Raw genomic sequence first — 8,388 nt, forward strand, 5'->3', positions numbered from 1 at the left:
GTCAGCTGCGCCTGCTGCAGGACCTGCGCAAGGCCGTGATGCGCAATGAACTGATCCTGCATTACCAGCCCAAGTTCCCGGCCGCGGGCGCGAACGAGGAAACCTTCTACGGCTTGCTCGCCGTCGAAACGCTCGGGGTCGAAACGAATGCCCAGCGCGAGAATGTCCGCGCCGACCGCAGCGCCTGGCGCGCGCTCGAGGACCTGCCCAACGTCCGTGCCGCGATGGCGTTCGCCGAGATCGGCGAGGATACATATGCCGGCACGCTGCTCCGCCATCAGGCGCTGATCGGCGACGCGCGGCAGCACGAACAATTGCTCGCGATGGCCGGCGCGCTCAGCCTTCCCGAAACGCAGCTCTATCTCGCGCACAACACGCCGCAGGGCCGCAAGCTCGCGGCGCAGACCCGCTATCCGCAGCCCAAATGGGAACCCAATGGCGGGTGGAAGGTCGACCCGGCGCTCGTCTTCGCCCACACGCTGCAGGAATCGCGCTTCCAGCGCACCGTCGTCAGCCCCGCGGGCGCCTTCGGCCTCATGCAGGTCCGCCCCGGCACCGCGCGCGACATCGCGCGCTGGCGCGGCGACAGCGGTACCGGCGACCTGCGTATCCCCGCGGTCAACATGGACATGGGGCAAAGCTATCTGCAATATCTGAGCCGCGATCCGTCGACCGGCGGCCAGCTGCCCAAGGTGATCGCCGCCTACAACGCCGGCCCCGCGCCGATCGCGCGCTGGCAGTCCGAAATCCGCGATAATGGCGACCCGCTGCTCTATATGGAATCGATCCCCTATTGGGAAACGCGCGGCTATGTCGGCATCGTGCTGCGCAATTACTGGATGTACGAAGCGCAGCAGGGCAAGCCATCGGTCAGCCGCGCCGCGCTGGCGCAGGGCAAATGGCCGCGCTTCCCCGACGGCAAGGACCGCACCCGCCTGACCTATGCGGGCAACCTCGCCAATGCCGATTGACGAAAGCCTTGTCTTCAAGCCTGTCCGTATCGCGCTGCTGACAATTTCGGACAGCCGCAGCGCGGCCGACGACCGGTCGGGCGACAAGCTCGAGGAATTGCTGACCGGCGCGGGGCACATCCTCGCCGCGCGCGCGATCATCAGGGACGAAACCGACCTGATCGTCTCGCGCCTCCACAACTGGATCGACGACCCGGACGTCGACGTCGTGATCACCACCGGCGGCACCGGCCTCACCGGCCGCGACGTGACGCCCGAAGCGCTGCACCGGCTCGACGGCAAGGATATTCCCGGTTTCGGCGAGCTGTTCCGCTGGCTCAGCTATCAGACGATCGGCACCTCGACGATCCAGTCGCGCGCCTGCGCGGTCGTCGCGCGCGGCACCTATATTTTCGCGCTGCCGGGCTCGACGGGTGCGGTCACCGACGCATGGGAAGGCATTTTGTCGACCCAGCTCGACAGCCGCCACAAGCCCTGCAACTTCGTCGAACTGATGCCGCGCCTGACCGAATAGGCATTTCGTTCTTTCTTTGTTCTCATTGGCGCGATATCCTGCGCCGATGGAATCAACCAAGCCCCTGCCCCCGATTGCGGGCCGCGGTGCGCCGACCAATTTGCGGCCGACGCGCACCGGCTCGGCCGAGCGCATCGCCGACGGCGACTGGCTCGACGCGGCGGAGGAAATCGACGGCGAAGCGCCCCGGCTGCGCACGACGGTCACGGTCGAACATCCCAAAACGATCATCGCGCGCAACAAATCGCCCGACGTCGGCTTCGACCGCTCGATCAATCCCTATCGCGGCTGCGAACATGGCTGCATCTATTGCTTCGCGCGGCCGACCCACGCCTTTCACGACCTGTCGCCCGGCCTCGACTTCGAAAGCAAATTGTTCGCCAAGCCCGATGCCGCGAAACTGCTCCGCACCGAACTCGCGAAGCGCGGCTACACCGCGGCGCCGCTCGCGATCGGCACCAATACCGACGGATATCAGCCGATCGAACGCGAATGGGGCATCACGCGTTCGGTGGTCGAGGTGCTGGCCGAAACCCGGCATCCGCTGATCATCACGACCAAATCCGACCGCGTGCTGCGCGATATCGACCTGCTCGCCGACATGGCGCGCGACAATCTCGTCGGGGTCGCGGTGTCGGTGACGTCGCTCGACCCCAGGATCGCGCGCACGCTCGAACCGCGTGCGCCGCATCCGCGCCGCCGGCTCGCGGCGATCCGCGCCCTGATCGATGCCGGCGTGCCGACGCAGGTCAATATTTCGCCGATTATCCCCGCGATCACCGATCACGAGATCGAGGCGATCATGGCTGCCGCCGCCGATGCGGGCGCGATCCGCGCCTCGTACATATTGATGCGCCTGCCCTTCGAAGTCGCGCCGCTCTTTCGCGCCTGGCTCGCCGCGCACTACCCCGACCGCGCCGACAAGGTGATGCACATGGTGCAGGACATCAGGGGCGGGCGCGACAACGATGCCGGTTTCTTCACGCGCATGCGCGGCCAGGGAGTCTGGGCGCAGCTGATCCGCACCCGCGTCAGACGCGCCGCCCGCGAGCACGGCATGGACCGGAGCTTCCCGCCGATCCGCAGCGACCTGTTCCGCCCACCCGAACGCGACGGTCAGATGGAGCTGTTCTGAACAATAATCGTCGCCCCCGCGAAGGCGGGGGCCGCTGGCAGCATGGAGCCGATGATGGCGCGACAAGCCTATGTCTACATTATGGCCAACAAGCCGACCGGAATCCTCTACATTGGCGTGACCGACAATCTATCGGCCAGAATTTCCCAGCATCGCACAGGAACAGGCTCCGGGTTCTGCAAGAAATGGGGTTTGAACCGACTGGTTTATGCCGAGCCATTCGACCGGATCGACGAAGCAGTTGTTCGGGAAAGGGCGTTGAAGAAATGGAACCGCGTTTGGAAACTCCGCCTCATTTCGGAAGCCAATCCCGAATGGACCGACCTGCTCGAGACCCTCAACGGTTGAGCAAGACCGACAGCGGCCCCCGCCTTCGCGGGGGCGACGTTTTTTCCTTACGCCTCCGCCAGCGATCGCAGTCTGTAATCCTTGTAATCGTCGCGGATCTGGCGCTTCAGGATCTTGCCCGTCGCGGTGTGCGGCAGTTCGTCGACGAAGACGATCTCGTCGGGCAGCCACCATTTGGCGACCTTGTCCTTCAGATAATCGACGATCGCCGCCTCGCTCGCGTCGACGCCGGGTTTCCTGACAATCAGCAGGATCGGCCGCTCGTCCCACTTGGGGTGATAGACGCCGACCGCAGCCGCTTCCTGCACGCCCGGCGCGCCGACCGCGGCATTTTCGAGCTCGATCGAACTGATCCACTCGCCGCCCGACTTGATGACATCCTTCGCGCGGTCGGTGATCTGCATGACGCCATCGGGGTGCAACACCGCAACGTCGCCGGTGTCGAACCAGCCGTCCTTGTCGGCCGCGTCGGCATCCGCCTTGAAATAGCGCTGGATGATCCATGGTCCGCGGCATTGCAGCCGTCCGCTCGTCACGCCGTCACGCGGCAGGACATGGTCCTCGTCGTCGACGATGCGCAGTTCGACGCCATAGGGTGGGCAGCCCTGCCGGCACACAATGTCGACCTGTTCGTCAAAGCTCAGCGCGTCCCAGTTCCACGGCCTTTTGCCCATGGTCCCGATCGGGCTCGTTTCGGTCATCCCCCAGGCATGGCCGACCACGATTCCCGCGCGCATGAAGCGCTCGATCATCGCGCGCGGCGCCGCCGATCCACCGATGATCACGCGCTCGAGCTTGCCATATCCGATACCGGTCGCATCCATATGTGCAAACATCGCGATCCACACCGTCGGCACCCCGGCGCTGTGCGTGACCCCCTCCTCGTGCATCAGGTCGCACAGCACCTGCGCGTCGTTGGTCGCCGAAAAGACGAGTTTCGCGCCCACCGTCGCCGCCGCGAAAGGCACGCCCCAGCTGTTGGCATGGAACATCGGGACGATCGGCAGGATGACACTGCGGTTCGACAGGCCGAACACGTCGGGCTGGATTTCGGTGATCGCATGAATGACGTTCGAACGATGCTCGTAGAGGACGCCCTTCGGATTGCCCGTCGTACCGCTCGTATAGCAGAGCCCGACCGGATCGCGTTCGTCGAGCGCGACCCATTGAAAACTACCGTCCTCGGCGTCGATAAGGTCGCGATACGAAAGATACCCCTCGCGCGCCGGCGCGTCGAACAGGATGAAATGCTCGACCGTCGGAAGCTGCGGCCGCAGCCGCTCGACGATCGGCAGGAACATCGCGTCGAAAAACAGCACCCGGTCTTCGGCATGGTTGATGATGTAGATCAGCTGTTCGTCGAACAGTCGCGGGTTCACCGTATGCAGCACGCCGCCCATGCCCGCGCTGCCGTACCAGCTGACGAGGTGATGCCCGTGGTTCATCGCGAGCGTCGCGATCCGGTCGCCCTTGTTCATCCCCAGCTTTGTCATCGCGGCGGCGAAGCGGCGCGCATCCTTGCCGACCTCGCCCCACGTCGTTCGCGTCAGGCTACCGTCCGCCCAGCGCGAGACGATCTCGCGCCCCGCATGCTCGCGCGTGGCATGGTCGATCAGGCTGGGAACCAGCAGCGGCTGGCTTTGCATTCCGAACATCAGGCATCCTCTATTCTATCGTTGCCTCCTAGGGATAAGGTCGGAGGCAAAGCGCGCGCAAGGCAAAACAGAGGGCCGCGGCACCGAAAGGGGCCGATTTCAGCCGGGAAGACCATCCATATAGGGGACATCGGCCAGATCGGCGTCCCAGTCGGCGCGGCTCGCGCAGCAAATATGCGCCGTCGGGCGGATATCGACGGGCCCGTCGAGGCTTCCTGCCGGAACGACGAGCAACGCACCGTCCATTCGCACCCCGGGAAGTGCCGAACCGCAGGTCATGCAGAAACTGCGCTCGTGCCTTGTATCGGGCACGCGGAAGGTTGCGATGTTCGCTTCGCCCGACTGCCAGACGATCGTCGCACTGGAGGCGAACAGGTTCGCGCCGTGCGCTGACCCGCTGTTCTTGCGGCATCGCGAGCAATGGCACAGGAAAAATGCGTCGAAATCGCCCGACACTTCGAACTGCACGATGCCGCAAAGGCAGCTTCCGGGGGTCTTGCGGGTCGTCGCCATGACCCGGCTACCGAACCCGGAATTCGCGCGGAGCGACGAGCGAAAGGGCGGGTCCGGTTACCCCGGCGACCATTTCGAGGCGCGACACCGTATCGGGACCGAGCGCGAAACGGCGACCGAGTTCGATGCAGATATCGTCGCCGGTGAGCGGATCGGACGTCGTGATCACGACCTTTCCGCGTGCATCGTCGCGCCTTTCAAGCAATCGCGCGATATCCTCCATCGCGTCAGGCAACTCGACCCGGCACGTGAGTTGAAGCGCCGCGGTCGCCGCAATGTCAACGAGCGACTGCGCGCCGCGCACCGTCACGCGCGGCGTCTCTTCGCCTTCGAGCAGGTCGAGTTCGACTGCCAGGATCGCGCAGCCGCCGTCGGCGGCGAGCGCCTCGAGAATCTTGCCCGCCTGTTCGTCGAAACAGCTCGACTGGAACTGCCCGCTGCGGTCGGACAGCGTCAGGTTCAGGAAACGGTTGCCGCGCTGCGACACACGCGGCCGCGCGCTTTCGACCATGCCCGCCATCGTCATCGGGATACGCGTGCCCGGCGTCATTTCGACGTTGGCGCAGATGTCGCCATAGCTGCGCGCCCCGCGCGCGGCGATGATCGCTTCATATTGCTCGACCGGGTGCGCCGAAAAGTAAAAACCGAACGCCTCCTTCTCGCGCGTCATCCGCTCGGCCAGCGTCCAGGGTTCGGCGGCGGGCAGTCGCAACGCGGGCACGGTGTCGATCTCGCCGAACAGGAAATCCTGGCCGATCGATCGTTCGCGCGCGTTCACGTTGGCCGACCCGAGCATGGCCTCCGCGCCGGCATAGACGCGCGGCCTGTCCGCCTCGACGCTGTCGAAAGCGCCCGCTCCGGCGAGCGCCTCGATCTGGCGGCGATTGAGCTGCCGCGGGTCGATGCGATTGGCAAAGTCGTCGAGACTCGCGAAATCGCCCTTGATTCGCCGTTCCGCGACAAGCGCTTCCATCGCCTTTTCGCCGACGCCTTTCAGCGCGCCGAGCGCATAGCGCACGGCCAGCCCGTCGTCGGTCTGCCCGACCGAGAAATCGGCTTCGCTCTCGTTGATCGACGGCGGAGCGATCGCGATGCCAAGGCGGCGCATGTCGTCGATGAAGATCGACAATTTGTCGGTCTGATGGCTATCGAACGACATCGACGCCGCGAAGAATTCATGCGGATAATGCGCCTTGAGCCAGGCGGTCTGATACGACAGCAACGCATAGGCGGCGGCGTGGCTCTTGTTGAAGCCGTAACCCGCGAACTTGTCGATCAAATCGAACAGCTCGTTCGCGGCCTTGGCGTTGATCTGGTTATGCTCGCCGCAGCCCTTGACGAACGTTTCGCGCTGCGCGTCCATCTCGGCCTGGACCTTCTTGCCCATCGCGCGGCGGAGCAGGTCGGCGCCGCCGAGGCTGTAGCCGGCAAGGATCTGCGCCGCCTGCATCACCTGTTCCTGATAGACGAAGATGCCATAGGTTTCGGCGAGGATGCCTTCGAGCAGCGGGTGCGGATAGGCGATCTTCTCGCGCCCGTTCTTGCGCGCGCCGAACAGCGGAATATTGTCCATCGGCCCCGGACGATAGAGCGCGACAAGCGCGATGATGTCGCCGAAATTGGTCGGTTTCACCGCCGAAAGCGTGCGCCGCATGCCTTCGGATTCCAGCTGGAACACCCCGACCGTCTCGCCGCGCTGCAGCAGGGCATAAACCTCTTCATCGTCCCACGCGAGCGCATCGAGATCGACGTCGACCCCGCGCAGCGCGAGCAGGCGGCGAGCCTCCTTCAAAACCGATAGCGTCTTCAGGCCGAGGAAGTCGAATTTCACCAGCCCCGCGGTCTCGACATATTTCATGTCGAACTGCGTCACCGGCATGTCCGAGCGCGGGTCGCGATAAAGCGGGACGAGCTGGTCGAGTGGACGGTCGCCGATCACCACTCCGGCGGCATGCGTCGAGCTGTGCCGCGGCAGGCCTTCGAGCTGGCGCGCCATGTCGAACAGGCGTCGCACGCCGTCATCCTGCTTGTACTCGGTCATCAGCTCGGCGACGCCGTTCAGCGCGCGTTCGAGCGTCCACGGGTCGGTCGGATGGTTCGGCACCAGCTTCGCGAGCCGGTCGACCTGCCCGTAACTCATCTGGAGCACGCGGCCGGTGTCCTTCAGCACCGCGCGCGCCTTCAGCTTACCGAAGGTGATGATCTGCGCGACGGTGTCGCGGCCGTATTTCTCCTGCACATAGCGGATCACCTCGCCGCGCCGCGTTTCGCAAAAGTCGATGTCGAAGTCGGGCATCGACACGCGTTCTGGATTGAGGAAGCGCTCGAACAGCAGGCCGAGCTTGAGCGGATCAAGATCGGTGATCGTCAGCGCCCACGCGACCACGCTGCCCGCACCCGAACCGCGCCCGGGGCCCACCGGGATATCGTGCGCTTTCGCCCATTTGATGAAGTCGGCAACGATCAGGAAGTAGCCGGGGAAGCCCATCTGGACGATGACGCCGACCTCGAAATCGAGCCGCGCGACATAGGCTTGCCGTTCTTCGTCGCCGAGATCGGGATAATGCGCGAGCCGCGCCTCCAGCCCGGCGCGCGCGTCGGCCGCAAGCTGCGCCGCCTCGCCTTCACGGTCGCCGGCGAGGCTCGGCAGGATCGGCGCGCGCTTCGGCGCCATGAATGCGCAGCGCTGCGCGACGACGAGCGTGTTGTGAATCGCCTCGGGCAAATCGCTGAAGGCGTCTTCCATCGCCTCGGCGGGTTTCAGCCAGGCTTCGGGGCTCGAAACGCGGCGGTCCTCGCTTTCGACATAGGCCGATTGCGCGATGCACAGCATGGCATCGTGCGCGGCGTGGAAATTCGGTTCGACGAAACTCGCCGGATTGGTCGCGACGATCGGCAAGGCGCGCGCATAAGCCATGTCGATCAGCGCCTCTTCGGCCGCCGCCTCGACCGGATCGCCGCGCCGCGACAGTTCGATATAGAGCCGGCCCGCGAACAGCGCTTCAAGCTGTTCGACATAATCGGCGGCAGCGGTCTTCTGTTCGCCCGCAAGCAGCCGCGCGAGCGCGCCCTCGCCGCCACCGGTCAGGCAGAGCAGCCCGTCGGTCCTGCCCGCCATCGACGCCAGCGTGACATGCGGGTCCTGTTCGGCCGGGCGGCCGAGATGCGCGTCCGACACGAGCGCGCAGAGATTGTTGTAGCCGGCCTCGTCCTGCGCATAGAGCGCGAGCCAGTCGATCAGCGGCGCGCCGC

General features: G+C 65.2%; 7 protein-coding genes. 4 read left to right on the plus strand and 3 right to left on the minus strand.

The genetic code is table 11. From position 1 onward, the window contains the following. From VN047_RS13940 to VN047_RS13955, 4 genes are all read left to right on the plus strand, one after another. A partial coding sequence (locus VN047_RS13940; protein WP_325543658.1) for a lytic transglycosylase domain-containing protein occupies positions 1-971 on the plus strand: 971 nt, incomplete at its 5' end. Next, positions 961-1,485 carry a molybdenum cofactor biosynthesis protein B gene (moaB, locus tag VN047_RS13945; protein WP_325543660.1) on the plus strand — a complete coding sequence of 175 codons (525 nt, stop codon included), beginning with the start codon at positions 961-963 and terminating at the stop codon, positions 1,483-1,485. The genes VN047_RS13940 and moaB, both read left to right, overlap by 11 nt. Before the next feature lie 46 nt (positions 1,486-1,531). Further along, positions 1,532-2,620 (plus strand): PA0069 family radical SAM protein, encoded by a 1,089-nt coding sequence (locus tag VN047_RS13950; protein WP_325543662.1) that lies wholly within the window; start codon positions 1,532-1,534, stop codon positions 2,618-2,620. 42 nt (positions 2,621-2,662) lie between these two features. Further along, positions 2,663-2,968 (plus strand): GIY-YIG nuclease family protein, encoded by a 306-nt coding sequence (locus VN047_RS13955; RefSeq protein ID WP_325543664.1) that lies wholly within the window; start codon positions 2,663-2,665, stop codon positions 2,966-2,968. Positions 2,969-3,015: 47 nt separating this feature from the next. Here the strand turns inward: VN047_RS13955 and VN047_RS13960 are convergent, their stop codons facing one another. From VN047_RS13960 to dnaE, 3 genes are all read right to left on the minus strand, one after another. Beyond that, positions 3,016-4,614: a long-chain fatty acid--CoA ligase gene (locus tag VN047_RS13960; protein WP_325543670.1), complete on the minus strand. Its 1,599-nt coding sequence runs from the start codon at positions 4,612-4,614 to the stop codon at positions 3,016-3,018. A gap of 108 nt (positions 4,615-4,722) precedes the next feature. Next, a complete protein-coding gene (locus VN047_RS13965; RefSeq protein WP_325543666.1) occupies positions 4,723-5,136 on the minus strand; it encodes a GFA family protein in 414 nt (137 codons plus the stop codon). 7 nt (positions 5,137-5,143) lie between these two features. Further along, on the minus strand, positions 5,144-8,388 hold a 3,245-nt coding region (gene dnaE / locus VN047_RS13970; protein ID WP_325543668.1), incomplete at its 5' end, for a DNA polymerase III subunit alpha.

It is taken from the genome of Sphingopyxis sp. (genome assembly GCF_035565275.1).
Taxonomy (GTDB): domain Bacteria; phylum Pseudomonadota; class Alphaproteobacteria; order Sphingomonadales; family Sphingomonadaceae; genus Sphingopyxis.